This is a genomic window from Micromonospora sp. ATLC16, assembly GCF_057196645.1.
Genome location: NZ_JBXUOW010000015.1, coordinates 1 through 24,643 on the forward strand (window position 1 = coordinate 1; position 24,643 = coordinate 24,643).

23 protein-coding genes are annotated in these 24,643 nt (G+C 70.5%); 12 read left to right on the forward strand and 11 right to left on the reverse strand.

Going from position 1 to position 24,643, the window contains the following annotated elements:
• Window positions 1–155: 155 nt before the first annotated feature.
• The 3 genes from AC2CHE_RS08920 to AC2CHE_RS08930 form a co-directional block, all read right to left on the reverse strand.
• Entirely contained in the window at window positions 156–974 is an 819-nt protein-coding gene (locus AC2CHE_RS08920) for an MbnB/TglH/ChrH family RiPP precursor modification enzyme (RefSeq protein WP_484504421.1), read from the reverse strand.
• Window positions 971–1,894 carry a TIGR04222 domain-containing membrane protein gene (locus AC2CHE_RS08925; RefSeq protein ID WP_484504422.1) on the reverse strand — a complete coding sequence of 308 codons (924 nt, stop codon included), beginning with the start codon at window positions 1,892–1,894 and terminating at the stop codon, window positions 971–973. Before AC2CHE_RS08925 ends, AC2CHE_RS08920 begins: the two co-directional genes overlap by 4 nt.
• Window positions 1,895–1,996: 102 nt before the next feature.
• On the reverse strand, window positions 1,997–2,569 hold the full coding sequence (locus tag AC2CHE_RS08930; protein WP_484504423.1) for a TetR/AcrR family transcriptional regulator: 573 nt from the start codon (window positions 2,567–2,569) through the stop codon (window positions 1,997–1,999).
• A 153-nt stretch (window positions 2,570–2,722) separates the two neighbouring features.
• Between AC2CHE_RS08930 and AC2CHE_RS08935 the strand changes: the two genes are divergently transcribed.
• Both AC2CHE_RS08935 and AC2CHE_RS08940 read left to right on the forward strand, forming a co-directional pair.
• The gene (locus tag AC2CHE_RS08935) at window positions 2,723–3,367 is read left to right on the forward strand and encodes an HAD family hydrolase (protein ID WP_484504424.1); all 645 of its coding nucleotides are present in this window, start codon (window positions 2,723–2,725) and stop codon (window positions 3,365–3,367) included.
• A gap of 160 nt (window positions 3,368–3,527) precedes the next feature.
• The gene (locus tag AC2CHE_RS08940) at window positions 3,528–4,460 is read left to right on the forward strand and encodes a serine protein kinase RIO (RefSeq protein ID WP_484504425.1); all 933 of its coding nucleotides are present in this window, start codon (window positions 3,528–3,530) and stop codon (window positions 4,458–4,460) included.
• 179 nt (window positions 4,461–4,639) lie between these two features.
• On the opposite strand, the gene AC2CHE_RS08945 is transcribed toward AC2CHE_RS08940, so the two are convergent.
• Window positions 4,640–4,888: a DUF2630 family protein gene (locus tag AC2CHE_RS08945; RefSeq protein WP_484504426.1), complete on the reverse strand. Its 249-nt coding sequence runs from the start codon at window positions 4,886–4,888 to the stop codon at window positions 4,640–4,642.
• A gap of 305 nt (window positions 4,889–5,193) precedes the next feature.
• Here AC2CHE_RS08945 and AC2CHE_RS08950 point away from each other — a divergent pair, with 305 nt between their 5' ends.
• The 3 genes from AC2CHE_RS08950 to AC2CHE_RS08960 all read left to right on the forward strand — a co-directional run bounded on the left by AC2CHE_RS08950 (window position 5,194) and on the right by AC2CHE_RS08960 (window position 8,896).
• Window positions 5,194–7,668: a sensor histidine kinase gene (locus AC2CHE_RS08950; protein ID WP_484504427.1), complete on the forward strand. Its 2,475-nt coding sequence runs from the start codon at window positions 5,194–5,196 to the stop codon at window positions 7,666–7,668.
• Window positions 7,669–7,752: 84 nt separating this feature from the next.
• Window positions 7,753–8,175, forward strand: coding sequence for a roadblock/LC7 domain-containing protein (locus tag AC2CHE_RS08955; protein ID WP_484504428.1), 423 nt, complete (start codon window positions 7,753–7,755; stop codon window positions 8,173–8,175).
• A gap of 121 nt (window positions 8,176–8,296) precedes the next feature.
• The gene (locus AC2CHE_RS08960) at window positions 8,297–8,896 is read left to right on the forward strand and encodes a GTP-binding protein (protein WP_484504429.1); all 600 of its coding nucleotides are present in this window, start codon (window positions 8,297–8,299) and stop codon (window positions 8,894–8,896) included.
• 62 nt (window positions 8,897–8,958) lie between these two features.
• Here the strand turns inward: AC2CHE_RS08960 and AC2CHE_RS08965 are convergent, their stop codons facing one another.
• Window positions 8,959–11,814, reverse strand: a complete 2,856-nt coding sequence (locus AC2CHE_RS08965; protein WP_484504430.1) for an aconitate hydratase — start codon at window positions 11,812–11,814, stop codon at window positions 8,959–8,961.
• A gap of 158 nt (window positions 11,815–11,972) precedes the next feature.
• On the opposite strand from AC2CHE_RS08965, the gene AC2CHE_RS08970 reads away from it, so the two are divergent.
• A complete protein-coding gene (locus tag AC2CHE_RS08970; RefSeq protein WP_484504431.1) occupies window positions 11,973–12,332 on the forward strand; it encodes a VOC family protein in 360 nt (119 codons plus the stop codon).
• Between the two features lie 270 nt (window positions 12,333–12,602).
• Here AC2CHE_RS08970 and AC2CHE_RS08975 read toward each other — a convergent pair whose 3' ends face one another.
• On the reverse strand, window positions 12,603–13,259 hold the full coding sequence (locus AC2CHE_RS08975) for a C39 family peptidase (RefSeq protein ID WP_484504432.1): 657 nt from the start codon (window positions 13,257–13,259) through the stop codon (window positions 12,603–12,605).
• A 554-nt stretch (window positions 13,260–13,813) separates the two neighbouring features.
• Between AC2CHE_RS08975 and AC2CHE_RS08980 the strand changes: the two genes are divergently transcribed.
• Window positions 13,814–15,487 carry a right-handed parallel beta-helix repeat-containing protein gene (locus tag AC2CHE_RS08980; protein WP_484504433.1) on the forward strand — a complete coding sequence of 558 codons (1,674 nt, stop codon included), beginning with the start codon at window positions 13,814–13,816 and terminating at the stop codon, window positions 15,485–15,487.
• Window positions 15,488–15,494: 7 nt separating this feature from the next.
• On the opposite strand, the gene AC2CHE_RS08985 is transcribed toward AC2CHE_RS08980, so the two are convergent.
• Complete coding sequence (locus AC2CHE_RS08985) at window positions 15,495–15,683, reverse strand: hypothetical protein (RefSeq protein WP_484504434.1); 189 nt, start codon at window positions 15,681–15,683, stop codon at window positions 15,495–15,497.
• Between the two features lie 19 nt (window positions 15,684–15,702).
• On the opposite strand from AC2CHE_RS08985, the gene AC2CHE_RS08990 reads away from it, so the two are divergent.
• Window positions 15,703–16,362, forward strand: a complete 660-nt coding sequence (locus AC2CHE_RS08990) for a hypothetical protein (protein WP_484504435.1) — start codon at window positions 15,703–15,705, stop codon at window positions 16,360–16,362.
• 37 nt (window positions 16,363–16,399) lie between these two features.
• Complete coding sequence (locus AC2CHE_RS08995; protein ID WP_484504436.1) at window positions 16,400–16,789, forward strand: hypothetical protein; 390 nt, start codon at window positions 16,400–16,402, stop codon at window positions 16,787–16,789.
• Window positions 16,790–16,902: 113 nt separating this feature from the next.
• Here the strand turns inward: AC2CHE_RS08995 and AC2CHE_RS09000 are convergent, their stop codons facing one another.
• Window positions 16,903–17,058, reverse strand: coding sequence for a hypothetical protein (locus tag AC2CHE_RS09000; RefSeq protein WP_484504437.1), 156 nt, complete (start codon window positions 17,056–17,058; stop codon window positions 16,903–16,905).
• A gap of 12 nt (window positions 17,059–17,070) precedes the next feature.
• Here AC2CHE_RS09000 and AC2CHE_RS09005 point away from each other — a divergent pair, with 12 nt between their 5' ends.
• The 3 genes from AC2CHE_RS09005 (at window position 17,071) to AC2CHE_RS09015 (ending at window position 18,992) form a co-directional block, all read left to right on the forward strand.
• Window positions 17,071–17,748 carry a hypothetical protein gene (locus tag AC2CHE_RS09005; protein ID WP_484504438.1) on the forward strand — a complete coding sequence of 226 codons (678 nt, stop codon included), beginning with the start codon at window positions 17,071–17,073 and terminating at the stop codon, window positions 17,746–17,748.
• Between the two features lie 79 nt (window positions 17,749–17,827).
• A complete protein-coding gene (locus tag AC2CHE_RS09010; RefSeq protein WP_484504439.1) occupies window positions 17,828–18,529 on the forward strand; it encodes a cellulose binding domain-containing protein in 702 nt (233 codons plus the stop codon).
• Between the two features lie 73 nt (window positions 18,530–18,602).
• Window positions 18,603–18,992, forward strand: coding sequence for an alpha-1,6-glucosidase domain-containing protein (locus AC2CHE_RS09015; RefSeq protein ID WP_484504440.1), 390 nt, complete (start codon window positions 18,603–18,605; stop codon window positions 18,990–18,992).
• On the opposite strand, the gene AC2CHE_RS09020 is transcribed toward AC2CHE_RS09015, so the two are convergent.
• From AC2CHE_RS09020 to AC2CHE_RS09030, 3 genes are all read right to left on the reverse strand, one after another.
• Window positions 18,964–20,634 carry a hypothetical protein gene (locus tag AC2CHE_RS09020; RefSeq protein WP_484504441.1) on the reverse strand — a complete coding sequence of 557 codons (1,671 nt, stop codon included), beginning with the start codon at window positions 20,632–20,634 and terminating at the stop codon, window positions 18,964–18,966. The two genes, AC2CHE_RS09015 and AC2CHE_RS09020, sit on opposite strands and share 29 nt — an antisense overlap.
• Window positions 20,635–20,984: 350 nt before the next feature.
• The gene (locus AC2CHE_RS09025; RefSeq protein WP_484504442.1) at window positions 20,985–22,748 is read right to left on the reverse strand and encodes a right-handed parallel beta-helix repeat-containing protein; all 1,764 of its coding nucleotides are present in this window, start codon (window positions 22,746–22,748) and stop codon (window positions 20,985–20,987) included.
• 363 nt (window positions 22,749–23,111) lie between these two features.
• On the reverse strand, window positions 23,112–24,593 hold the full coding sequence (locus AC2CHE_RS09030) for an aminopeptidase P family protein (protein WP_484504443.1): 1,482 nt from the start codon (window positions 24,591–24,593) through the stop codon (window positions 23,112–23,114).
• Window positions 24,594–24,643: the final 50 nt, after the last annotated feature.

Sequence of the window (24,643 nt, forward strand, 5' to 3'; positions counted from 1 at the left end):
CAGCAGCGCGGCGCGGGCGGCGGCCAACGGGCCGGGCGCGAAGCCGGGCGGCGGAGTACCGCCGGCCACCAGGGCCGCGACCAGCTCCGCCTGCCGCGAGGCGAGTGACCCGACCGACCTGCCGGCGAGGGCGTCGGGTCTCGACCCGGCCGGTGTCACGTCACCACCGGGAAGCCGCAGGCGGCGGCGACGGCGTCCAGTTCGGTGCGCAACTCGGCCGCCGGCGGATAGTGCCCGTCGCGCTCCAGCAGGGCCGCCGGTGGGCGGTGCCGGGCGCACAGCTCGGCGAGCAGCTCCAGCACCTCCCGCCCGATCGGGTCGGTGTGCGTGTCGTGGTAGAAGCCGCCACCTTCGGCGCCGCCCGCGACGTGCAGGTACGCCACCCGCTCCAGCGGCAGTCGGTCGAGCAGCGCGGCCGGGTCGGTGCCGCGGTTGCGGGCGTTGGCGTACACGTTGGCGACGTCGAGCAGCAGCAGCGCTCCGGTGCGGTCCAGGATCTCGTGGAGAAACGCCGCCTCGTCGAGCTCGTCGTCCGGCCAGTCGAACAGGGCGGCGATCGGTTCCAGCGCGATCGGCACCGGCAGGTCCGCCTGGGCGCGGGTGATGTTGGCGCAGATCGCGTCGACCGCTTCGTGGGTGCGGGGCAGCGGCAGCAGGTGGCCCGCCTCCAGACCACCGGCCCGGACGAAGGCGATGTGTTCGCTGACCAGGGGGGCCGCCAGCAGCTGCGCGACGGCCGCCAGGTGGGCGACCCGGACCGGGTCGACCGGTTCCGCGCCGCCGAGGGAGAGCCGCACGCCGTGCGGTACCACGGTGACGCCACGGTCCCGCAGCGCGACCAGGTCGTCCGGGGGCGGTCCGGCGGCCGGAACCGACTCGGCGATCACCTCGACGAAGCGCAGGCCGGGCAGCTCGGCGACGAACCCGGAGATCTCCGGTCGCCAGCCGATGCCGACGCCGTGCGGAAGGTTCATCCGCCGCACCCGCCGCCACCGCAGCCCCCACCACCGCCACCACCGCCACCACAGCTGCCGCCGCCGCACCCGCCTGCGGCGCTGCCGCCGAATCCTCCGGTGGAACTCGCGCCGCCGGCCACGGCCTGGCGTTGGATCTCGGCCTGCTGGGCGAAGGCCGGGTCGAGTGCCCAGAGTGACGCGCTGCCGTAGAGGGCCACCGCCATGGCCGCTCCCGCCGCTCCGTAGGTCGCGTACGCCGGGTTCGCGGCGGGTGTGAGGTGCCGGTTGCGCTGGCGTAGCGCCCGCAGTGCGGCCTCGGCTGCCCGGGTACGCCGGGGCACCCGGACGAGCAGGACGGCGGTCAGAATGCCGAGCGCGAGGACGGTGAGCACCAGGAACCAGACCGGGCGGTGGTTGGCGAGCCCGGCGACGATCCGGGCGGCACCGAGCACCAGCAGGGCGACCAGCAGCAGCGGACCGTGCCGCAGGGCGGCCCGCCGGTCCGGTCCGATCGCGAGACCGCGCTGGTCGAGTCCGTCACGCAGTTCGGTGAGGGCGCGCTCGACCCACTCGGCGCGCCGCAGCTCCCGGGCCAGGGTGCGCTGTGTCGCGGCGTAGTGGATGGCCCGGTCGAGTGAGGTGGCGGCGGGCGGTAGCGGACCGTCGGCGGTCAGCCGGCGGTCCGGATGGACGCCGATCGCGCCCTGGCTCCGCAGCGCGCCGAGGGAGGTCCAGACGGCGAAATCATCGCCGCCGTTGAGATAGGCGACCTGCTGCGGATTCAGCTGGTCGGCGGGGGGAGCGACCCGCCCGCCCAGCAGCGCCCGACGGCGGATCAGCACGACGGCGACGGCGATCACCGTAGCCACCAGATAGAGCGTGATGAAGGTGGGACCGGGAACTCCCCAGGTGTCGTAATCGACCGCGAAACCCGTCATGGCCTGCTCCTGTCACGCGAGGGAACGCGGCTTCATTGTGGAGCGGCGATGCCAGCATCCGGCTGCCCGTACGGTCGAGTTATCTTCTCGTTACCTGACGGTTCAGTGTCGGCGCACCGCTTCCTCGACCAGGTCGAGCACCGCGCCCAGGTCGCCGGCGGGTCGGCCCATGGCCAGGTGCAGCACCAGCCCGTCGTAGGCGAGTTCGAGGAAACGGGCCAGCACGTCGATGGGGATGTCCTCGCGGAGCACGCCGGCCTCCCGCTGCCGGGCCAGCCGGTCCCGGGTCGCCTCGGCGATGGCGGCCGACCGCTGTGCCCAGCGGGTGGCGAAGGCCGGGTCGGTCCGCAGCCGTCGCGACACCTCCAGTTGGCTGCCCAGCCAGCCGGTGGTGTCCGGGGAGACCGCCCGGGCGAGCAGGTCACGCATCACCTGGACCAGGCCGTTGCGGGCGACGGTCTCCACCATCGTGGCCGCGTCGTCCTCGGCGACGGCGAGGAAGAGGGAGTCCTTGTCCCGGAAGTGGTGGAAGATGGCTCCCCTTGACAGGCCGGTGGCCTCCTCCAGACGTCGAACGGTCGCGCCCTCGTAGCCGTGCCGGGCGAAGCAGGCTCGCGCGGCGGCGAGGATCTCCTGGCGGCGGGCGTCGAGCTGATCCTGACTTACTCTGGGCACGTGTCGATCGTGTCAGCTCTCCTCAGCTGACGCAAACCGTACGTACGGCTTGGTTCCCGATGGTCGGCCGCCCGCGACTGCTGTTCCGGACCGACACCGCCGCGTAACCTTCCGCCCTGTCGGCGAGGTACCCGATTACCGTAAGGTGCCCGAGTGCCGCTGCTCCTGCTGGACCTGGACAACACCCTGCTCGATCGGGCCGGGCCGTTCCGCACCTGGGCAGAGCGTTTCCTCGACGGCATCGGAGCGCCACCGCACGACATCGAGTGGTTGCTATCAATCGACGCCGACGGATTGACGGATCGCTGGGACGTGGCGGACGCGATCCGGGACCGCTACCGGTTGCGGATCCCCTCCATCGACCTGGTGGAGGAACTGCACGACGGGGTGGTCGAGTTCACCCGGCTGGACCCGCTGGTGGCGTGCGCCCTGCGGATCGCCGACGACGCCGGATGGATGCCGGTCGTGGTGAGCAACGGCGCGGTCCGGCAACAGGACACCAAGATCCGACGTACCGGCTTGGACCGGTACGTCGCCGACTGGGTGATCTCCGAAGAGGCCGGGGTCAGCAAGCCCAACCCGCGCATCTTCGCGCTCGCCGCGCAGCGGGCCAGGATGCCGCTGCGCGGCGCCTGGGTGGTCGGCGACGGCCCGGAGGCGGACATCGGCGGAGCCACCGCCGTCGGCCTGCCCAGCATCTGGCTGCACCGGGGGCGTCCCTGGACCGACGCCCGCTTCGCACCCACGGCGACGGTGGACACCGTGATCGCCGCCATCGCCGAGATCATGGGCGCTTGAGTCGCTCTAATTCGGTTGACCCGGCCGGACGCGCCGACGAGCATGGTCCGCGCATCGTGCGATCCGGGCGTCGCCCGGTCGAGGAGAGGGGGTCGGTCATGGCCGTCTTCGCAGGTCACTTCCTGCCTCCCCACACCTCGACCAAGGGATTACCAGCGCCATGCGCGATCACGACTTCCCGGCGCCCGAGCGCCGAACCCGCGGCCGACGCCGCTTCGACGACGACGAACCGCACTTCCTGAAGCGCGGCCGGCCGACCGGCCCCGCTCCCACCGACCCCGACGAACCAGACCCGGAGACCGACGAAACGTGGACCTCCTGGGACGACGCGCTGCACGGCCCACAGCCCCATCCACACTGGCTGGTCACCGAGCTGGCGGCGAAGGACACCGAGCTCGGTGTGCTCAAGACCGGCAAGGAGGCCGACGTCCACCTGGTGCGCCGAGGTCTTCCCGGCACGGACCGGTCCTGCCTGCTGGCGGCGAAACGCTACCGGGATCCCCAACACCGGCTGTTCCACCGCGACGCGGGTTACCTCGAAGGGCGCCGGGTCCGCCGGTCACGTGAGATGCGGGCGATGACCGGCCGGACCGCGTTCGGCCGGCAGATGATCGCCGGGCAGTGGGCGGCGGCGGAGTTCGCCGCCCTGAGCCGGCTCTGGGAGATCGGCCAGCGCTACGGCACCATCACCGTGCCGTATCCGGTGCAGTTGCGGGGCACCGAGCTGATGCTGGAGTTCCTCGGCGACGCCGACGAGGGCCGCGCCGCACCCCGACTGGCCGAGCTGCGCCCACCACCGGCCGAACTACGTGAGCTGTGGGGGCAACTGGTCGACGCACTTGTCGTGCTGGCCCGGGCCGGGTACGCGCACGGCGACCTGTCGCCGTACAACCTGCTGGTGCACGCGGGACGGCTGGCGCTGATCGACCTACCACAGGTGGTCGACGTGGTGGTCAACCCGCAGGGGCGGGAGTTCCTGGCCCGCGATGTTCGGATCGTCGCCACCTGGTTCGCCGCCCGGGGGCTGCCGGCGGGCCTCGTGGACCCGACGGCGCTTACCGAACTGCTGTGCCGCGAGGCCGGTCTGGCCTGACCGACGGGCTCCGGGTGGTGCTGACCACCACCCGGAGCCCGTCGGCGGCTACCGGGGCCTGCGCAATCCGGACCGCCTGGCGTACCCGGCGATCGCAGGGCTGGTGGGCGGCCCGCTCGTGCTGCTCGACATGGTGTCGGCCTTTCTCGGCCGGACCGCGGGGCGCGGGCGAGCGGAATTCATTGCAGATACCGTTCGACCTCGGACACCGGGCGGGCACCCTGGGCCTCGGGATCGCCATGGGCCTGCCGAGCGGCGCGGCGGCGGCGCAGCAGATCCCAGCACTGGTCGAGGGACTCTTCCAGCTCACTGAGGCGGGTGTGGGCCTCGTCGGCGGTGCCCGACTCGTGGGCCTGGGCCTGTGCGCGCAGCCGGTGCTCCTCGTCAACCAGATCCGAGATCCGGCTCAGGATGGTCTTGTCGTCCATGTCCCTGAGCCTGACACAGCGGGACCGACCACGGCTCGCATTCCCGTCGGCGAATCGCCCGGACGGGCCGACGCGCCCCCGACAGCCACCCACCGCCGCTCACCTACCGGTGGTGGCGCAGGCGGCCCGGCGGCCGGCGCTCGGGCCGGAACATGCACCTGTGGCGGGGTGACCCGGGCCGACCAGCGCATGATCACCAAGCGCTTGAGTTGAAGCGGTGACGTTGTTAGGTTGCGCCGGGGCCGGTGTGCTGTGTGGCCTCTCCTGACTGATCGGTCAACTAGCTCAGGGCCAGGGACGGTGTGATGGGTTCCCGCAGTACGAAGCTGCGCGCCAAGGTGGTGGCCCTGCTGGCCACACTGGTGGCGCTCTGGGGCTTCGCTGCCTGGGTGACCGTCCGAGATGGAGTGAATCTGCTCGGTGTGCAGGCGCTCGACGCGCAGGTGTTCGATCCCACCGAGCCGCTGCTGCTGCACTTGCAGCTGGAACGGCGCACGTCGCTGGTCTATCTCGGACGCCCGCAAGAGGCACAGCTCGACGAGCTGACGCGGCTACGCGAGCGCACCGACCAGTTGGCCGCCGAATTCGCCGAGTCGACCGACGACTGGCAGGTCGGCGTGCTCGGCAGCGACGCGCTGCACGACGGTGTCGCCGAGCTGAAGCGGCAACTGGCCGCGCTGCCGGACACGCGTACCGCCGTCGACGGGCGCAACATAGGCCGCAGCGACGCCGGTGCGACGTTCACCGCGCTGATCGAGTCGATCTACGAGGTGTACGACGAACTCGGCAAGCTCGACGACGACCAGGTCGCCGAGGACGCCGCTCACCTGATCCGGCTCAACCGGGCCCGGGAGTTGCTGTCCCAGGAGGACGCCATGCTGGCCGGGGTGCTCGCCGCGGGCCGGATCACCCAGGTCGAGCGGGCCGAGTTCACCCGGGTCGTCGGTGCCCGTCGGTTCGTCGCCGAGCAGGCGGTCGTCCGGCTGCCCGATGCTGATCAGCGCCGCTACGAGCAGATGGTCACCGGAGCGAACTTCCGGCGGCTGGCCGATCTGGAATCCCAGGTCATGAACGGCAACGGCACCAACCGGCTGCCGTTCTCGACCGCGGACTGGTCCGACACCACCCGTGCGGCGCTGATCGAGATCGGTGACGTGGTGCTGGCCGGCGCCGACGACGTCGTCGAGCGGGCCACGCCGGTCGCGATCGGTGTCATCGTCCGACTGGTCCTCGCCGCGGGCCTCGGCCTGCTCGCGGTCATCGCCTCGGTGGTCGTCTCGATCACCACGGCACGGGCCCTGGCGCGGCAGCTGCAACGACTGCGCGATGCGGCGTTCCGACTCACCGACGAACGGCTACCGAGCGTGGCGGAGCGGCTCGGGCGCGGTGAACAGGTGGACGTCGCCAGGGAACTGCCACCGCTGCGCTTCGGTGACGACGAGTTCGGCCAGGTGGGTCGCGCCTTCGACGTGGTGCAGGAGGGCGCCGTCCGCACCGCGGTCGAGCAGGCCGAACTGCGCAGGGCCGCACGCGAGGTGTTCCTGAGCCTGGCCCGGCGTACCCAGGCCCTGGTGCACCGCCAGCTCACCCTGCTCGACGCGATGGAGCGCCGCGAACAGGACGCCGAGGAGTTGGCAGATCTGTTCCGCGTCGACCACCTGGCCACCCGGATGCGACGCAACGCGGAGAACCTCATCGTGCTCTCCGGCTCCACTCCGGGCCGGGTCTGGCGCCGTAGCGTCCCGATGGTGGACGTGGTCCGGGGCGCGGTCGGTGAGGTCGAGGACCACACCCGCGTCACTGTGAGTCCGATCGGCGGTGTGTGGCTGGCGGGGCGGGCCGTCGGTGACGTCATCCACCTGATCGCCGAACTGATCGAGAACGGGCTCTCGTTCTCGCCACCGCACACCAGCGTCGAGCTACGCGGAGAACTGGCCGCCAACGGCTTCGCCATCGAGATCGAGGACCGCGGGCTGGGCATGACCGAGGAGGACCTCGCCGCCGCCAACCACCGCATCGGGGACCGTACCGAGCTGAACCTCGCCGACCCGTCCCGGCTGGGCCTTTACCTGGTGAACCGGTTGACCGACCGGCATGGCGTGCGGGTCCGGCTCAAGGAGTCGGTGTACGGCGGGACGACCGCCGTGGTGCTGATCCCGAGCGACCTGATCGTCGACGAGGCCGAGCCGGGCATGACCGGGGGACAACCTGTGGACGCCCCGGCACAGCCCACCGGCGACGGTGACGCGATCGGTACCGGCCGGGAGGTGCCGGCGGAGATCGGGCACTCCACCGGCGACGGCGCCGATGGATCCGGGCTGCCGAGCGTGCCCCGGCCCCGTGCCGGGCAATCCGTTGACTGGGACGGACCGACCATCCCGATTGGACTGCCGGTGGCCTCAGCGTCCGCCGACAGCCCGCCATGGCCGCCGCTCCCGACCACTGATCCCGGAAGCAGTGGGGACCCCGCCGCCGGTCGGCCGGCCGAGCCGGTGACCCCGGGCGGCCCGACGCCTGCCGAGATCGAGCTGACCCGCACCGAGTCGGGCCTGCCGGTCCGGGTACGCCAGGCGAGCCTGGCCCCGGCGTTGCGGGCCGAGCCCGAGGCGGTGCAAGCGGACGAGGACGTGGTCCGCGAGCCCGAACAGGTTCGGCGGATGATGAGTTCGTACCAGACCGGCACCCGGCGCGGACGCTCCGACGCCGCACGGCTGCTCGGTGCTGGCGGTCGGTCCGGGCCCGACGATGAGCCCGCGGACGCCGATCAACAGGCGACCTGACCGAGGTGCGCTGCCCGGCGAGCCGGGAGTTCGGTCAGGCCCAAGTGAGCACGGCGATGAGCCGGGGGAGAAGAGGACGACGAAGTGGCCCAGAAGACGGCTTCGAGTGCCGACCTGACGTGGTTGCTGGATGATCTGGTTGACCGGGTCAAGCAGGCCGAACATGCGGTCGCGCTGTCCGCCGACGGCCTGCTGATGGCCTCCTCGCAGGGGCTCAGCCGCGACGACGGTGAGCACCTGGCGGCGATGGCGGCCGGCATCCAGAGCCTGGCCCGCGGCGCCGGCAAGCGTTTCGGCGGCGGGCAGGTGCAGCAGACCATCATCGAGATGCAGTCGTCGTTCCTGTTCGTCACAGCCGCCGGGCGTAACGCCTGCCTGGCAGTGCTGGCCACTGCGGACGCCGATATCGGGCTGATCGCGTACGAGATGGCCATGCTGATCACCCGGGTCGGCAGGTACGTCGCCTCGCCGTCCCGGCCAGCTGAGCAGGTCAACGGGGAGAAGTAGCCCGGGTGACGGTGGCGGGAACGCGGTGACCAGTGGCCGGCCCGCCCGGCCACCGGCTCGCCGGCCTGGGCCCGGTGCACCTGGCGATCGTCGGCACACAGCATCTTCGAGGCGGTTATCAATGGACTACGGGCACTCTGAGCGGTCGTCGGACGCGACGGCTCTGCCCACGGCGATCAAGATTCTGATCGCCGGCGGGTTCGGGGTGGGTAAGACCACGTTGGTGGGCGCGGTCAGTGAGACGCGCCCGCTGCGGACCGAGGAGGTGCTGACCGAGTCGGGAGTGGGCATCGACGACCTGGAAGGCGTCGAGGCGAAGCGGACCACCACCGTCGCGATGGACTTCGGTCGGATCACCATCAGCGACGACCTGGTGCTGTACCTGTTCGGCACTCCGGGCCAGGACCGGTTCTGGTTCGTCTGGGACGAGTTGGCACTCGGCGCGATCGGCGCGGTGGTGCTGGCCGACACCCGTCGGCTGGCAGACTGCTTCCCCTCCATCGACTACTTCGAGGGTCGGGGGACCCCGTTCGTCGTCGCGGTCAACTGCTTCGAGGGCGCCCGCCGGCACCGGCTCGACGAGGTGCGGTCGGCACTGAACCTCGACCCCGAGGTGCCGGTGCTGCTCTGCGACGCCCGGCAGCGGGACTCGGCCAAGGAGGTGCTCATCATGCTGGTGGAGCACGCCATGAAGATTCGGGATGCCCGCCGCACCGACTGACGGGGACACCGACGACGTGAGGGCTCCCACCCGGGCGGGTGGGAGCCCTCACGGCATCGCGGTCAGCTGGCGATCATGCGCCGCAGCACGTACTGCAGGATGCCGCCGTGCCGGTAGTAGTCCGCCTCACCCGGGGTGTCGATCCGCACCACCGCGTCGAACTCCACGCCGCCATCGGTGGTGACCTTCACCGTGCGCGCCGTCTCGCCGTCGTTGAGGGCGGCCACCCCGGTGATGGTGAACGTCTCGGTGCCGGTCAGCCCGAGCGACTCGGCGTTCTCCCCGGCGGGGAACTGCAACGGCAGCACGCCCATCCCGATCAGGTTGGAACGGTGGATCCGCTCGTACGACTCGGCGATGACCGCCTGCACCCCGAGCAGCATGGTGCCCTTCGCCGCCCAGTCCCGCGACGAGCCGGAGCCGTACTCCTTGCCGGCCAGGATGACCAGCGGCACGCCCGCCTCCTGGTACGCCGTGGAGGCGTCGTAGATCGAGGTCTGCTCGCCGGTCAGGTGGTTGACCGTGAAGCCGCCCTCCACCCCGGGAACGAGCTGGTTACGCAGCCGGATGTTGGCGAACGTGCCCCGGATCATCACCTCGTGGTTGCCCCGGCGGGAGCCGTAGGAGTTGAACTCGTGGCGCGGGACACCGTGCTCGGCGAGGTACTGCCCGGCGGGGGAGTCGGCCTTGATGGAACCGGCCGGCGAGATGTGGTCGGTGGTCACCGAGTCGCCGAGCTTGGCCAACACCCGGGCACCGGCGATGTCGGTCACCGGCTCCGGCTGCTGCCCCATTCCCTCGAAGTACGGGGGCTTGCGGACATAGGTGGAGTCGCCGTCCCAGGCGAAGGTGTCGCCGGTCGGGGTCGGCAGGGACTGCCAGCGCTCGTCACCGGCGAAAACGTCGGCGTACGCGGAGCTGAAGCCGGCGGCGCCGATCGCGGAGGCGACGACGTCCTGGATCTCGGCGGTGCTCGGCCAGATGTCGCGCAGGAAGACCGGGTTGCCCTCGCTGTCCGCACCGAGCGGCTCGTTGGCCAGATCGATGTCCATCGTGCCGGCCAGGGCGTACGCCACCACCAACGGCGGGGACGCCAGGTAGTTCATCTTCACGTCCGGGTTGATCCGGCCCTCGAAGTTGCGGTTGCCGGAGAGCACCGAGACGACCGCGAGGTCAGCCTCGTTCACCGCCGCGGAGATCTCCTCCGGAAGTGGGCCGGAGTTGCCGATGCAGGTGGTGCAGCCGTAGCCGACCAGGTGGAAGCCGAGCTTCTCCAGGTACGGCGTCAGGCCGGCCCGCTCGTAGTAGTCCATGACGACCTTGGAGCCGGGCGCGAGGGTGGTCTTCACCCACGGCTTGCGGTTCAGGCCCTTGTCGACGGCGTTGCGGGCCAGCAGCGCCGCGCCGATCATCACCTGCGGGTTGGAGGTGTTGGTGCAGGAGGTGATCGCGGCGATCACCACGGAGCCGTGGTCCAGCTCGAACTCGGTGCCGTCGGCGCCGGTGACCCGGATCGGGTTGCTGGCCCGACCGCCCGAGCCCACGGCGGCGTTCACCAGGTCGCGGGGCGCGTCGGCCGGGTCGTCGATGCCGTTGGCCGGGGCGTCGCTGGCCGGGAAGGATTCGGCGCTGGCCTCGTCGGCGTGACCGGTGACCCCGTACGGCTGCTCCTGCTGCGGGACGCCTGGCTTGCGGCCCGGGTCGCCGCCGGTCTCGTCGGCGGACACGTAGTCGGTGAGCGCCGAGCGGAACAGGGTCTTGGCGTTGCCGAGCGGCACCCGGTCCTGCGGGCGTTTCGGTCCGGCGAGGGAGGGCTCGATGGTGCCCAGGTCGAGTTCCAGGTTCTCGGAGTACATCGGCTCGTGGTTCGGGTCGTGCCAGAGGCCCTGCTCCTTGGCGTACGCCTCGACGAGGGCGACCCGCTGCGGGTCGCGGCCGGTCAGCTCCAGGTAGCGGACGGTCTCGGCGTCGATCGGGAAGATCGCGACGGTGGAGCCGTACTCCGGCGACATGTTGCCGATGGTGGCCCGGTTGGCCAGCGGCACCGCGCTCACGCCGGGGCCGTAGAACTCGACGAACTTGCCGACCACGCCGTGCTTGCGCAGCATCTCGGTGATGGTCAGCACCAGGTCGGTGGCGGTGGTGCCGGCCGGCATCTCGCCGGAGAGCTTGAAGCCGACCACCCGTGGGATCAGCATGCTGACCGGCTGGCCCAGCATGGCGGCCTCGGCCTCGATGCCGCCGACGCCCCAGCCCAGCACGCCCAGGCCGTTGACCATGGTGGTGTGCGAGTCGGTGCCGACGACCGTGTCCGGGTACGCCTGGCCACCGCGCTCCATCACCGTACGGGCCAGGTACTCGATGTTGACCTGGTGCACGATGCCGGTCCCGGGCGGGACCACCTTGAACTCGTTGAACGCGCTCTGGCCCCAGCGCAGGAACTGGTAGCGCTCCTTGTTGCGGGTGTACTCCAGCTCCACGTTGCGCTCGAAGGCGTCCTCGCGGCCGAACAGGTCGGCGATGACCGAGTGGTCGATGACCAGCTCGGCGGGGGCGAGCGGGTTCACCTTGGTCGGGTCGCCGCCGAGGTCGCGGACGGCCTCACGCATGGTGGCCAGATCGACCACGCAGGGTACGCCGGTGAAGTCCTGCATGAGCACCCGGGCCGGGGTGAACTGGATCTCGACGTTCGGGACCGCGGTCGGGTCCCACGCACCGAGCTGGCGGATGTGCTCGGCGGTGATGTTCGCGCCGTCCTCGGTCCGCAGCAGGTTTTCCAGCAGGATCTTCAGGCTGTAGGGGAGCCGTTCCTGCCCCTCCACCTTGCTGATCTTGAAAATCTCGTAGCTCGCGTCTCCGACGCGTAGCTGGGTCTTCGCACCGAAGGTGTCGAGGCTCGCCACGTCGTACTCCTTCACACCAGCGACCGTGAGTAGTCCTGAGCAGTCTTTCGCACCGGTCGGAGTGCTGCCGTGGTTAGGCAACACTTACCGCCGATTCTCGCCGTCAATAAAACCGTACGTCCGTCTTGCTATTCACGCAACCCGGTGTCATCGTGAGGACGGGAGGTGCAGACATGATCCACCACGTACAGCTGGCCTGCCCGCCGGGCTCGGAGGGCCTGTCGCGTGCCTTCTACGTCGGCATCCTCGGCCTCACCGAGCTGACCAAACCGCCCGCCCTCGCGGCCCGCGGTGGTTGCTGGTTCCGGGGGTACGGCACGGAGCTGCACCTGGGTGTGGAGGACGACTTCCGGCCGGCGCGTAAGGCGCACCCTGCCCTGCTGCGGCTCGATCTCGACACCCTCGCCGCGCGGCTGAGCGCCGCGGGCTATCCGGTCACCTGGGGCGATGACGAACTGCCCGGGTTGCGTCGCTTCCACACCCACGACGCCCACGGCAACCGCCTGGAGTTCCTCACCCCCACCACTCCCTGACCCGCACCACCCCAGCGCCACCCCCGACCGCCGTCGGGTCAGAGCGCCGGGGCACGACCAGGCAGCAACATCGGGGATGTTGCTGCCCGGCACATGGCATGACACAGCAACATCGGGGATGTTGCTGCCCGGCACATGGCATGACACAGCAACATCGGGGATGTTGCTGCCCGGGGCGGGGCGGGGCGGGGCGGGGCGGGGCGGGGCGGGGCGCGGACGACGAAGGGCCGACCCCGGGTGGGGTCGGCCCTTCGTGGTGTTCTTGGTTGGTCAGGAGGCGGCGTAGCCGCGGGTGGCGATCCAGTTGGCCAGGTCCTCGGTGGTCACCCAGTAGGAGGCCTGGTTCGGGTCGGCCGAGTCGGCGATCTTCACCTGCTCGCCACCGTCGCGGTAGCCGACGACACTGATGTAGTGGCCACCCTCGAAGCTGTGGGCGGTGCCGTCGATGTCGATGGCGGTGCCGGCGATGTTGGCCACCACGGCCCGGCCGGCGTCCACCGTGCGAATGACGTCCTCGCGCAGCCTGTCAGCCTGCTTGGTGTCGGCCTTGGCGTCGGAGATCTCGACCGACCGGTAGACGTCCTTGCCGGTCTCCCTGTTCAGCACCGGGGTGATGTCGTTGATGGAGTTGGTGCCGGCCTCGGTGGTGCCCATGCGCTCGGCCATGTCGTGCTGGTCGATGTTCTTGCCCTGCACGGACAGGGCGTTGCGGGTGGCGGCCGGTCCACAGTAGTAGAAGGTGTCCTGGGCCTGGTATCGCACGTCGAGCTGACGCTCGCCGCCGGGCTTGCGCTCGGCCTGTACCTCCACGACCGGCTTGGTCGCCGGGGCGGCCTGGGCGGCGATGGCGGGGCCGGCGATGCCACCGGCGGTGGCGGCGGCAGCGGCGATGGTCAGAGCGGTCTTGCGCAGGATGGTGGTAGCCATGATCGGTTCACCTTTCGGTCGGGGGTGCGCGCGGCTGTGCCCGCGATGGGGGATGCGGGTGGGCCGCGCGGAAAGGAGAGTGCATGGCGTGCATCCGGCTCTCGGTGCCCGGGAGATGATGTAACGCCGGGTCGGCCGGAGTCATTCCGGAGAGTTGCGACCGGGGGTCGGGCCCACAGGGCCGCGTCGTCCCGGGTGTAACGCCGGGCGGGCTGGGTGCATTCCGGGGGGCCTCGCGCGGAGGCGAATGCCGCGCCGCTTTGTCCTGCGGGGGTGTAACGCCCGGCGGGGGATAGTCATTCCAGCCGGGGGGTGCCCGGGGGTGCTCGCGGTTACGCCATGTACAACGGCGGTGCTGCCGACTGGATTCCGCGTTTGCGGTGACCGACATCACCACAAAACGTCAAGTAACGGACGTTCCGCGACGGGCTGCCGCCTCGGCAGGTCGGTAGGCGTGCCGAGGCGCATGACGGCGCGGGTGTGCCGCGGCGTTTTCGGGCGGGGGCAAGGGGAAAGCGGCGGCAGTCAGCAGTTCACGACCGAGGGGAGAGGCCGTGCGGCAGCAGGACCGGTCCGTCGCCATCCGGGAGCGTCTGTCGCCGGTCGCCGGGGCGCCGCTGTGGTGCGACGCGCTTGACTTCGGACTTCGGGGCGATGGGGTGACAAACGACCAGCCAGCGCTGTCTGCCCTGGTCGACCGCCTTGGCGAGGGGTACGCCGCCGACAGTAGAGCCCGGGTCATCTACTGCCCGCCGGGCATCTACTCGATCCGGGACGCGGGCACGATCTGGCGCAGCGGGGTGTCACTGATCGGTGCGGGGCCCGGCGCCACCCGGTTCGTGCTCAGCAACGAAGGTAACCGGGCAGACCCGACACCACTGGCCTTCTGGACCACCGTGCAGCACGGTGCCGACCGGGACCGGCACATCGCCGACTGCACCTTCGCCGACTTCGAGATCGACGGCTCGGGCGTGGCCATGGCCGAGTACAGCTATCTGGCCAAGGGACTCGGCCTGCAGTACGTCGTGCGTGGTGTGTTCCGCAATCTCTACATCCACCACACCGGCGCCACCGGACTCGGCTGCGACTTCCTCCAGGACAGCCTGATCGACGGCGTGGTGGTGGTCGGCTGCGGCCGGCTGGACACCGGTGAGGAGATCGGCGGCGCTGGCATCGGCATCGGCATCGGTGGCTGGGGTGCGGTGGAGCGCTGCACCATCAGCAACTGCACCACCCTCGGCAACGGCACCAACGGCATCTTCCTCGAGTTGCAGAAGCCGTACTGGACGCCGCCGCGCGGGTACCGCATCATCGGCTGTCACAGCCAGGCCAACCGGTTCGGCATCTCGGACTGGGGCGCCGACGGCCTGATCGTCTCCGCCTGCACGCTGACCGGGAACCTGGAGGCCGGCTTCGACGTGTCCGCCAACGGCACGGCGGGCATCGCCGGCCGAGGCGGCATCCTCACCGACTGCGTGATCGACCGCAATGTCCGCGATGGGATCAGCATGGGCAACACTCCCGGGCCGTACACGATCCGGGGCAACCGGATCAGCGGCAACGGTTGGTACGGGTACCACCAGCACAGCCTGGGCGACGGCTACGAGGGCCCGGCGTCGGACGTGGTGATCGACAGCAACGAGTTCTGGGACAACGGTCTGGACGGAATCCGGGTAAACCGGCCGATGGTCGACGCGACGGTGACGAACAACCGGGTCCGGAGCAACGGGCGGCAGTGCGCTCCGGCGGCGACCGGCTTCGGTGAGTCGGTGCGGTACGGCCGGCGTGCCGTGTCGGACCGGGCGGCGGTGTGGCCGCCCGACGGGCATCGCGGAAAGCTGCTGCGGGTGGGGTCCCGACTGGCGCTTGTGGTCGGCAACACCGAGATGGAGTTGGACCTGGCCGATCTGCGGCCGGATGCCGCGATCGCGTGGAACGAGGACGTGCCACCACCGGGCGCGCGCTACGAGTTGCCGGCGGCGGCGCCGATCCGGGCCGGGTTCACGGTGAACGCCCACTTCGAGTCGGCGACGGTGCGCGGCAACCGGATCTGGGACAACCGCGACGACCCGACGCAGAGTTACGGCATGTGGATCAGCGACCGGGGCGCGTGCGTCTCCTGCCGGGTCGAGGACAACGACCTCGCCGGCAACGCCGAGGGCGCGATGCGGCTGGACAGCCAACCGGTCGGCGGCCGTTGGGACCGCAACCACATCGACGTGGACTGAGGCGAACTCAGCCGGCCTCGTCGTGCGGGGACTTTGAGTTGGCCTCCGCGTGCCGGTCGCGCAGCCGGGCCCGGATCTCCTCCGGCGTGTACGCGCGCCGCCGCCGCTCCGCCCGGGCGACCACCACGCCGGAGGCCGCGACACCGGCCAGACCGGCCAACCCGAGGACCTTCCACCACCGCATCCGTCGCCGCATCCGCTTAGGGTAGTCGGTTATGAGCATCAGCCTGGACGAGGCGGTGGAGCTGACCCGTACCGGCGATCTGTGGGTCTTCCGGGGCCGCAGCGTGCCCGACCGGGCCATCCAGTTGACCACCAACAGCCCGGTCAACCATGTGGGCATGGCAGTGGTGCTGGACGACATGCCACCGCTGATGTGGCACGCCGAGCTGGGCCGGTCGCTGCCGGACCTGTGGAGCGGCACCCACCAACGTGGTGTGCAGTTGCACGACCTGCGGGACGCGGTCTGTGTCTGGGCCAACCGGTACGGCCAGCGTGGCTGGCTGCGTCAGCTCGAGCCGCCGGCCGACGAGGAGATGGAGCGGTCGGTGCTGCGGACCATCGCCCGGCTGGACGGCACACCGTTTCCGTCCACCGCCCAGCTGGCCTGGCGGTGGATGCGCGGGCGCGTACCGTCGCCGCGGTTGCCGCTGCCGGCCTCCCGGCGACGCGTGACGGCAGCGCAGGACCTGGACCTGGAAACCGCGTACTGCGCGGAGGTTGTGGCGGTCACCTACGAGGCGATGGGGCTGCTACCGGTCGGACGCCGACCGAACTGGTACGACCCGGGCCGGTTCTGGAGCGGGGACGACCTTGGTCTGCACGGGAGCACCCGGCTGGGCAGCGAGATCGAGGTGCGGATCCCACCTCGTTGAGGTTTCGTCGAGGAACGCCCCGGCAATTGCTTGCGGCGTGACTGCTTCCACCGATCTCGACCTGCTGACCGACTTCTTCGACCGGTACGGGGTGGCGCTGACCGCCGGCGACCTGCCGTCGATCGCCGGCTGTTACGCCCTGCCCGGGCTGGTGGTGGCAGACACCTACAGCTTCTCGTTCAACTCCCCGGCCGCCGTCGCACTGTCCTTCGTGGGCGCCGCGCCGGACTACGCCGAGCGTGAGTTGGTCGCGGCGCATGCCGACATCGAGCAGGTGCAGCAGATTTCCGCCCTGCTTATGGAGGTCGCGGTGCGCTGGGAGTTCCTGGACAGCCAGGGCCGGCAGGTGCCCGGCGAACGGTACCGCTACCTGCTCCGCAGCACCGAGGAGGGGCCGGCCATCTGCACTGTCGTGCGGACGGGCTGAGCCAGCGGTACGACCCGGGCCGCCGACCGGCCGGCTTTGGCACCTGCCCGTTTCGCGCCCCGGCCCGGCGTGACTAGGCTGCCGGTCGGCGACGACGAGTGGGGACCTCAATGTCAGTGCGGCCGTCCGGTGATGCCGATGACGATGCCACCGGTGACCAGTACGGCGACGGCAACCGTGCCGGCACCGGCGACCGGAACGACGAGGCCGCCGGTGACCAGAGTGGTGGTGCCACCGGTGCGCGGAGCGATGACGCCGTCGATGGGCACGCCCTGTCCAGGATGATCGCCTCCGTACCCTGGGTGGTGGTGCTGGTCGGCGTCGCGGTGCTGGCGGTGCTGCTGGTGGTCGCAGTGTTGTCGTTCCGCGGTCCCGAGCGTCCGTCCGCGTGGGCGCCGGGGCCACCGATGAGTCTGCCGACAACTGCCGCGGAGAGCGCGGAGACAGCGACCACGGCACGTACGACGACCTCGACCGGCCCCACCGCGACGGCTTCGGTCACCCCGTCCGGCTCACCCACGTCATCCGGGTCGCCGGCACCGCCGACCGATCCGGCGCCTACCGGATCGCCCGCGCGGCCGGAGGCCAACCGGTCGCCGAGCGCCTCCACCCCGGCGGCGCCGACCGACGGGGGCGGGGCGGTCACCGCCAGCTACCGGGTGCTCGACGCCGACGACGCGGATCACTTCGAGGCGCAGTTGGTGGTCAGCAACGGCACCAGCCGGTCGGATGGATGGCAGGTGGAGTTGCGTTTCACCGGCAGCGTCACCGGGATCCGGGCCTCCAGCGGCCCGGGGGTCTCGGTGACCATCAGGGGCCCCGGCTGGTATCTGCTCAACGGAACCGGTCAGCTCGCCGCCGGGGCCCAGCAGTCGGTGCAACTGCGGTTCACGCGCAACGGCGGCGAGGAGTATCCGAACCAGTGCACGGTCAACGGAACCGGATGCGGGACCGGTTGAGACAACTGGTGATACGTCGGGCACTTTCCCGTCCGGCTGAAGATCGTTACGCTTGCCGGGCTGCCCGCTGAGGAGAGACATGTCCGGTACGCGTCGCGCTCCCCGTGAGTTTCCGCCGCACGGCTCCACCGCCATGGCTTCCTCGCCGTGGATCCTGGTGTCGATCGGCGTCGTCATCATGGTGGTGTTGCTCGTCATCGCGGTAGGCGCGTACCGGGGGCCCGCGCCGGACTTCCAGCCGGTGCCGCCGGGACAGCCACCGGTCGCCGCCGCGCCCATACCCGAGCGCGCCTCGTCGACAGGTCGGGAGGTGTCGGCGCCGCCGTCGGTGGCGGTGCCGGGGCTGTCCCCACGCCGGACCGACCCGCCGAGCCCGACCCCCAGCGCGGTGCGTACGACGACGTCGTCGCCGCCGCCGGCCGCGTCGCCATCGGTCGCACCGTCCCGTACGCCGGCACCGCCGCCCGCGCCGATCGAGGCACGGTACCGGGTCTTGCACACGTTCCACGGCGGCTTCATCGCCGAGGTGTTCATCCGCAACACCTCGGGTCGTGGGCTGGATTGGGTGGCGCGGGTGGAATACCCGGGCGGGCGGGTGGTGACCGCCTGGCTGGAGGGCGTTCCACAGGGGACGTTCAGCGGTGCGGACGGGACGTTGACCTATCGCAGCGGGCCGGAACTGGCTGGCGGATCATCGGTGTACCTGCGGTTCCACATCGAGTCGGCTGATGCCCGGCCCACGAGTTGCAGCGTCTCCGGACGCACCTGCCGCAGCCGTTAGCATCCAGCGGGAGACGGGGCGGCAGCCCGGCTTGCGCAAGTATCTGCCTTGTTACGGGTCTGTCTGCAAGGTGTTGAAGGATCTTTCGGCGAAGGCCAGCGTGTGCGCCGCTCTGCTCACCGCCGGCCGCAGCCGTGCCGAGGGTGGTCTCAACGCCGGCCCGGAGGCTGCCGCGCAGCGGGTGACCGGGCTGCGCGGGGCGGACGTGACGCTGCACCCGGTGCTGCGCTCCTCGGCCGACCCGGTGCTGCGTACCGCAGCCTTCGACCGGTCCAGCGGCACGTTCACCGTGCCGCGACGCAGCGTGGCGGCGTTCGTCCAGCGGTGGTGCCGCGCCAGTAACACGCTCCGGCCCCGCCGGTCCGATCCGGATGGATCGTCCCGGCGGGGCCGAAGTCCCGTCACCTCGGTCCGGCGGAGCCGGCCCCGCTCGATCAGCCGAAGCAGTTCGGGATCGGGGTGAAGGTGCCGGCGCAGTTGGTCGGCTTGTTGGCCGTGATGGCCGACTTGTCGTCCACGTTGACCACGCCGATGAAGCTGAAGACCCCGCCCGGAGCGAGCGTGGCGAAGTTGTGCGCCACCTTGGTCTTCTCCAGATCGATCACACCGGCAACGGTGAAGATGCCGCCGCCGACGCCCAGCGGACCGACGGCCCGGTTGCCGCTGATCTCGCTGTGCCGGAAGGTCGCCTCACCGGTGCCGTTGAACACGCCACCGCCGAAGAAACCGGCCTTGTTCTCGACGATCTTGGTTTCCTCGACGTTGGCGATCGCGCGGAAGCCGAGCGCCAATCCACCGCCGACGCCGGCCGTGGTGTTCTTGGCGATCTCCGCGTGCGCCAGTTCAAGGGTGCTGTCGTCGCCGGCCGCGGTGACCCCGGCGCCAGCCAGGAGCGCGGTGTTCCCGGTGACCTTCGAGTACCGGACGGTCGTGTTGCCCTCGATGTCGAGCACGCCACCGCCGAAGCCGAGCACCTCGTTGCCGGTGACCTCGGTCTTCTCGATCCACGCGGTACCGCCGTCGATGTCGTCCCGGAAGATGAACGCCGCGCCGTTGGCGATGCCGCCACCGCCGATGATCGCGTCGTTGTTCTTCACGGTCGACTCAGCTACCCGCAGCACGCCGGCGTTGAAGATGCCACCGCCGTAGAGGAAGGCGGTGTTGTCGGCGACCGTGGTGTGGTAGAGGCTGGCCTTGCCGAAGTTGGCCAGGCCACCTCCGACGCCACCGGCCTGGTTGGCGACGATGTGCGTCTCCTCGAAGGAGGCGGTGCCGCCGGGCTGCACGAGCACGCCACCGCCGTCGTTCGACTCCGGGTCGACCAGCACCGACGGCGCGCTTGCGGCCTTGGCCTTGAGCGCGATGCCCTTCGGCTCGGCCTGGAGCAACGGCAGGTACTCCTGCTTCGCCTCGGCGGCCTTGGTCGCCTCGACGGAGTTGGAGAACCGCGACCAGACGACTTCCGGGGTGTCGCCGTTGACCGGCAGCGCCCGGGTCTGGCCGTTCTTGATGGTCAGGCCCTTGACGGTCAGGTTTCCGCCGCGACCCACGTTGAGGATCCGGAACTCCTCGGCCGTGGCATCCCGGACGATCTTGGTGTCGTGGCCCTTGAGCACCACGTTGTCCGTGATCACTGGAAGGCCGTTGGGGCCCGTCCCGTCGCCCGCGTCGGAACGGGTCAGGGAGTAGGTGCACCCCTTGGCCAGGTTCAGCACACCGCCGTGGTTCTCGTTGGCGAAGACCAGGGCCTGGATCAGCTTGTCGCTGTCGCAGGGCACGTCCTTGCCGTGGTCCCGCTTCTCGCCGTCCCGCTTCTGGTCGTGCCGGGCACGCTCGTCGGCGGCGTTGTCGGCCCGGTCCTCCTTCTTGCCCTTGTGCCCCTCAGGGGCGACCGCGTTCTGGTCGCCGTCCCTGCTGACCTGCTGGGCGATGGACCGGCGCAGACCATCGGTACCGACCGCGCCGGCGCCGGTGGCGACCCCGACGGCGGCGATGCTGACCACGCCGGTGAGCCCGGCGACGCCACTGGCGAGCCAGAGCTTGCGACGCCGCTTGGGCTTCGCCGCCGGCTCGCTGGCGTTGTTCTTAGCTACATAGTTGGACATCGGAGCTCTCTGCCCTCTCGTCGTACCCGACAGGGTCGTCATGTACAGGCGACGTCCCCTGCTACAAATCGGTTGTAGCTCCCAGAACCACCGTATGGGAATGTTCCTCACCTCAGGCGCTTATCCGAAATAACCCCACATCAGGTACGTTGCCGGGCAAGAACCCCCAGGAACGTGCTGACCGGCACGCCGGGGTGCCTTCCGCCCGGACCTGCCCTGACCCGCTCGGACGCCCTGTAAGAGAAAGAAGCCGGACGAAGGTGGGGCTCCTCCGCGGCGCCGAGCGCCACGGAGGAGCCCCTCTATGTGGTGTTGCTGTCCTGTTGCTCGTCGCTCGCATCGGCGATGGGTCAGCCGAAGCAGCGTTCGGGGATGACCGGGCTGCCGATGCAGTTGGTCGGTCGGTTACCGGTGACCGCCGACTTCCGGTCGATCTCCACCTGGTCGTTGTCGGTGTAGATGCCGCCGGGTGCGTTGGTGGCCACGTTGTCCGCGACCTTGGTGCGGATGAGCGTGGTCACCCCGTCCCGGTTGGCGAGGCCGCCCGCGAAACCGGCCGTACCCGAGGCGTGGTTGGCCCACAGCTCGGAGTCGCGCAGGGTGACCGAGGCGCCGTCGTTGAACAGGCCGCCCGCCGCTCCGTTGGCGGCCACGTTCTCCTTGACCACGCTGTGGGCGATGACCGCGGTGGAGTCTTCGGCGATCCCGAGGCCGCCGGCGTCGTCGCTGGCGAAGTTTCGGACGACCAGCGTGTGTTCCAGGCTGAGCCGGCTGTCGCCGAGAGCGACCAGGCCGCCACCGTCGAGGCTGCTGGTGTTGTCGGCGAGTTGGCTCTGGGCGGCGGTGGTGTCGCCACCGTTGACGAAGACGCCGCCGCCGAGCACCCCGGTCCGGTTGTGGCTGACCGTGGTCTTCCAGATCCAGACCGTGCCGCCCGTGCCGGCGAACCCGTTGGGCGTGGACCCGTTGGCGATGCCACCGCCCCCGGTGCCCGAGTTGTTGTAAGCGATCTTCGACTCCTCGACCCGCAGGGTGCCCGTGCTGAACAGGCCGCCGCCGAAACCGCCGGCACTGTTCTGTTCCACCGTGCTGTGGCGGATCGTGGTGGTGCCGTAGTTGGCGATGCCACCACCGTTGCGGGTCGCCTGGTTCTGCACGATCCGGCTGTGCTCCAGGTCTGCGGTGCCGCCTCGCTGCACCAGGATTCCGCCTCCGTCGACGCCGTCGGCGGCGATGCTCGGCGGAGCGACGTCCGCTCCGCCGGCCCCGGCCCCGGCCTTCGCCGCCGGTGTCGCCCTGGCCCCGTCGGTCGTGGGCTTCGCCGCAGCCGCCTTCGCCTTGGCCGCCTTGGCTTCGGCCGCCTTCGCCTTGGCCGCCTTGGCCTTGGCCGCCTTGGCCTTGGCCGCCTTGGCCTTGGCCGCCGGTGCGGTCCCGGCGGGCTTCACGGTGCCGAGTTCCAGTCCCGTGACCGGTGCCGCGGTCGTCATGCCCGGAACGGTCTGGCCGCCCTTCACCGTCACGCCCTTCAGCGTCAGATGACCACCTCGGCCGACGTTGAGGATGCGGAACCGCGCCACGTTCGCGGCCCGAACGATCTCGCTGTCGTCGCCGTTCAAGGTGATCGGCTTGGTGATCACCGGAAGCCCGTTGCCGTCATCGCCGCGGGTCAGCTCGTACGTGCAGTGCCGGGCCAGGCCGAGTACGCCACCCTGGTTCTGGTTGGCGTGCACGATGGCCTGGATCAGCTTGTCGGTGTCGCAGGGCACCTGGTGAACCCGGTCCTTGTCGCCACCGCCATCGTCCGTGCGCCCGGCGCCCTTGCGGCCGGCATGATCGCCGGCCGAATAGGTCTTGGCGTCGCCGTTCTCGGTCGTGTCGGCCCTACCGGCGTCGCTGACGTTCTGCCGGGCGTTGGACTGCGTGTCCGTCCGGCCCGACGCGCCGGATCGGTCGTCGCGGGCGGCCACGCCACCCAGGGCGGCCAGACCGACCACGCCGGTCAGGCCGGCGACGCCCGCGGTGAGCCATAGTGTTCGTCGTCGAAGCCCCGGCGGTGCCGGGGGTGGTGGCGCCGGGGGCGGCCCACCATAGGAAGTGGTCACGTCATCAGACATCAAGGCCTTCCGCCCTTTCCTGCTACCGGACTGGTTCGCACCGAGCGAATGGGTGCGATCAGCTACAAATAGGTTGCAGCCTCTGGTGACCACCGTATGAGAATGTTCCTCGCGACAAGGATGAATCTGAAACAAAGCCGCATTGGCACCTGATCGGGCGTACTCACGCCATCGCGCCAGATCTGGCTGAAAGCGGTTGAACAGGACAAAAACCCTGTCCTCAGGACAGACGAGGGCGGACCCGCGCCGGGAGCGACAGTCTGGTCGCTCCGGCGGGGGCCCGCCCTCCTGACTGCGGGTTACCAGCTCGGCGAGCTGGGGAACCCGGTCGACGCGTACCGCCCGATCAGTCGGGCGGCACGGTCAGCCGGGCAGTCGCGGCCCGGCTTCGCGCTGCTCGGCCAACCAGGTCTCCACCTCGTCGGCCCGGCGCGGCAGGCCCGCCGAGAGGTTCACCGCGCCGGCGGTGGTGACCAGGACGTCGTCCTCGATCCGGATGCCGATGCCACGCAGCTCCTCCGGCACCAGCTCGTCCTCCGACTGGAAGTACAGCCCCGGCTCGACGGTGAGCACGTACCCCTCGCCCAGGGTGCCGTCGCGGTACATCTCTTTGCGGGCGTTGGTGCAGTCGTGCACGTCGATGCCGAGCATGTGCCCGAAACCGTGCAGGGTCCACCGACGGTAGACGGTGGAGTTGTCGTCCATCGCCTCGTCCACGCTCACCGGCAGCAGCCCCAGCTCGGCCAGCCCTTCGGCGAGCACCCGCATGCAGGTGCGGTGCACGTCCTTGAACGCCACCCCCGGCTTGATGAACTCGATGCCGGCCTGCTGCGAGGCGTACACGATGTCGTAGATCTGGCGCTGCAAGGGGGTGAACCGCCCGTCGACCGGCAGCACCCGCGTCACGTCGGCGGTGTAGAGGCGCCGTCCCTCCACACCCATGTCCATCAGCAGCAGCTCACCCGGTCGGGTGACGCCGTGGTTGTGCACCCAGTGCAGGATCGTGGCGTGCTCACCGGCACCGACGATCGAGCCGTAGCCGACGTCGTTGCCGTCGTGCCGGGCCCGCAGCGCGAATACCCCTTCCAAAAGCCGCTCGGAGACGCCCCGGTCGGCCGGTAGCACCCGGGCCACATCCTCGAAGCCGCGGACCGTGGCGTCGATGGCCTCCTGGAGCTGGCTGATCTCCCACTCGTCCTTGACCAGTTTCAGCTCGGCGACGGCGATCGCCAGCTCACGGTCGCGGGCCGGCTGTCCCTCCTCGCGCGGGCCGTCCCAGGGCCGTACCGCGGTGTCCACCCGCACGTCGAAGCCGCGCAGCACCCGGGTACGCGCGGGCGCCAGCCCGGCCAGCGCCGCCTCCAACTCGGTCAGGTCGGCGGTGGGCATGCCCAACTCGGTCGACTTCTCGGTCAGGGTGTGTCGCCGGCCCACCCACAGCTCGCCATGACGGCTGCGGAAGAACTCGTCGTTCTCCCGGGAGGAGCGGGGCCGCATGTACAGCATTGCGTCGTGACCGGAGCCGTTCGGCCGCAGCACCAGTACGCTGTCCGGTTCGTGGTCCCCGGTCAGGTAGGCGAAGTCACTGCCCGGTCGGAATCGGTACTCGGTGTCGTTGGCGCGTACCTTCTCACCGCCGGTGGGAATCACCAACGTCTCGCCCGGGAAGGCCGCCGAGAGGGCGGCCCGACGCTTGGCGTAGTTCGGCACCTCCGGCCGCGGGCCGACCGGCAGGGTGGTGTCCTGCCAGCCACGCCGCATGAACGACAGGAACGCGGGCGGGAAATCCGGGTCGTGCGACTCGGTGCCGTCGGTCGATTTGCCGTCGTCGCGTTCCTCGGTCATTGCCCCGCTCCCTTCGCCTCAATGCTGGTCCCGACGGTACCGCGAACCCG

Coding starts and splice junctions, on each gene's coding strand:
- AC2CHE_RS08920 (WP_484504421.1), bottom strand. CDS start 974: ATGAACCTTCCGCACGGCGTCGGCATCGGCTGGCGACCGGAGATCTCC.
- AC2CHE_RS08960 (WP_484504429.1), top strand. CDS start 8,297: ATGGACTACGGGCACTCTGAGCGGTCGTCGGACGCGACGGCTCTGCCC.
- AC2CHE_RS09020 (WP_484504441.1), bottom strand. CDS start 20,634: ATGTCCAACTATGTAGCTAAGAACAACGCCAGCGAGCCGGCGGCGAAG.
- AC2CHE_RS09010 (WP_484504439.1), top strand. CDS start 17,828: ATGTCCGGTACGCGTCGCGCTCCCCGTGAGTTTCCGCCGCACGGCTCC.
- AC2CHE_RS09025 (WP_484504442.1), bottom strand. CDS start 22,748: ATGTCTGATGACGTGACCACTTCCTATGGTGGGCCGCCCCCGGCGCCA.
- AC2CHE_RS08950 (WP_484504427.1), top strand. CDS start 5,194: ATGGGTTCCCGCAGTACGAAGCTGCGCGCCAAGGTGGTGGCCCTGCTG.
- AC2CHE_RS08925 (WP_484504422.1), bottom strand. CDS start 1,894: ATGACGGGTTTCGCGGTCGATTACGACACCTGGGGAGTTCCCGGTCCC.
- AC2CHE_RS09030 (WP_484504443.1), bottom strand. CDS start 24,593: ATGACCGAGGAACGCGACGACGGCAAATCGACCGACGGCACCGAGTCG.
- AC2CHE_RS08990 (WP_484504435.1), top strand. CDS start 15,703: ATGAGCATCAGCCTGGACGAGGCGGTGGAGCTGACCCGTACCGGCGAT.
- AC2CHE_RS08945 (WP_484504426.1), bottom strand. CDS start 4,888: ATGGACGACAAGACCATCCTGAGCCGGATCTCGGATCTGGTTGACGAG.
- AC2CHE_RS08940 (WP_484504425.1), top strand. CDS start 3,528: ATGCGCGATCACGACTTCCCGGCGCCCGAGCGCCGAACCCGCGGCCGA.
- AC2CHE_RS08975 (WP_484504432.1), bottom strand. CDS start 13,259: ATGGCTACCACCATCCTGCGCAAGACCGCTCTGACCATCGCCGCTGCC.
- AC2CHE_RS09005 (WP_484504438.1), top strand. CDS start 17,071: ATGATCGCCTCCGTACCCTGGGTGGTGGTGCTGGTCGGCGTCGCGGTG.
- AC2CHE_RS08985 (WP_484504434.1), bottom strand. CDS start 15,683: ATGCGGCGACGGATGCGGTGGTGGAAGGTCCTCGGGTTGGCCGGTCTG.
- AC2CHE_RS08970 (WP_484504431.1), top strand. CDS start 11,973: ATGATCCACCACGTACAGCTGGCCTGCCCGCCGGGCTCGGAGGGCCTG.